Origin of the sequence: Clostridium sp. 1001270J_160509_D11, assembly GCF_015667935.1 — a bacterium.
Taxonomy (GTDB): domain Bacteria; phylum Bacillota; class Clostridia; order Peptostreptococcales; family Peptostreptococcaceae; genus Intestinibacter.
The window spans coordinates 1-1,660 of record NZ_JADPET010000252.1; the positions used below are offsets into that span (position 1 = coordinate 1).

General features: G+C 30.2%; 1 protein-coding gene and 1 pseudogene. Both read left to right on the plus strand.

All coding sequences use genetic code 11. From position 1 onward, the window contains the following. Positions 1 to 69: 69 nt before the first annotated feature. Positions 70 to 609: pseudogene (gene ahpC, locus I4U58_RS13735) on the plus strand (alkyl hydroperoxide reductase subunit C); the annotation flags it as partial. A 193-nt stretch (positions 610 to 802) separates the two neighbouring features. Beyond that, positions 803 to 1,384 (plus strand): thymidine kinase, encoded by a 582-nt coding sequence (locus I4U58_RS13740; protein ID WP_195931897.1) that lies wholly within the window; start codon positions 803 to 805, stop codon positions 1,382 to 1,384. The last annotated feature ends 276 nt before the right edge of the window (positions 1,385 to 1,660 follow it).

Here is a 1,660-nt window from a genome sequence, read left to right on the forward strand (position 1 = left end):
ATAAAATGTATGGTGTTCCACTAATAACAAATGATGGTGTAACAATAGCTAAAGAAATAGAATTAGAAGACAGATTTTAAGGTTCAAGCATATCAAGATGGTAGTTTTAAAGAAGTTACATTAGAAGATGTAAAAGGTCATTGGTCAGTATTTGTATTTTATCCAGCAGACTTCACATTCGTTTGCCCAACTGAATTAGGTGATTTAGCAGATAACTACGAAAAATTCAAAGAAATAAACTGTGAAATTTATTCAGTATCTACAGATAGTCACTTTGTACATAAAGCATGGGCTGATGCTTCAGATACAATAGGTAAAATTAAATATCCAATGTTAGCAGACCCAACAGGAAAATTAACTAGAGATTTTGATGTAATGATAGAAGAAGATGGCATGGCTCTTAGAGGTACTTTTGTAATAAATCCAGAAGGCGAAATAAAAGCTTATGAAGTTCACGATAACGGAATAGGTAGAAACGCTGCTGAATTACTTAGAAAAGTGCACGCAGCTCAATTTGTAGCAGAACACGGAGATCAAGTTTGCCCTGCGAGATGGACTCCAGGAGCTGAAACTTTATCACCGAGTTTAGATTTAGTAGGTAAATTATAATAGATAAATTTAAACATTTAAGTATAGATACTTATCTATATTACTATCTATATAAGTTTATATATAAATCCAACAATTTAAATATACTATAAAATCCAAAGGATTTAATCCCTTGGATTTTATTTTGTCTAAATTAATGTTATAATAATTATCTTGGGATTAATAAAATGGATATATACCACGAGGAGGATTTATGACTAAATTGATATTTTGCTACGGAGCAATGAATTCAGGCAAAAGTATGCAACTTCTTACATGGAAATACAATTATGAAGAAGCTGGATATAAAGTACTTTTATATAAACCTGCAATGGATACTAGAGGGAGTTTTAAAGATAGTAACAACAAAGGCGTAATATCTTCAAGAGTAGGCCTAGAAGCTGATTGTACTCTTGTTTGTGAAGATGAAGCTTTTTATAAATATTTAGACGAAATAAACGACTCTAAAACTATAATAATGGTCGACGAAGCTCAATTTTTAACACAAAAACAAGTAAGAGAATTATACGAAATCTCTCTTAAATATACAGTAGTTTGCTTCGGATTAAAAACAGACTTTAGACAATGCTTCTTTGAAGGAAGTAAAGCATTATTTGAATTAGCTGACGATATTAGAGAGTTAAAAACAGTTTGTGCATGTGGCAAAAAGGCAACAATAAACGCACGCATAAACGAAAACGGAGAAATACTTCTAGACGGAGAACAAATCGAAATAGGCGGTAATGAAAGATATAAGTCTATGTGTAAACATTGCTTTGAGACAAATAAAAAGTAGGGTAGAGAGGTAAGGTTGTAAATCTCTTTAAAATACAGAAAAATAACCACAGGTTTTTGCTTGTGGTTATTTTAGTTTATATAATTTTACGAGGGTGATTTTTTATAGTCTTATAGAATGTAGATTTAATTGACAAAATTTTAATTGGTATTATAGAAGCTCAACTTAACTTATATTTTTGTTAGGTAGCTAACAATATATTTTTTTTAAAAATAGAGAAGTGGTATATATTTAGGGATCTAAAACAAAATAGGCTATATAATGCTATCTTTTATT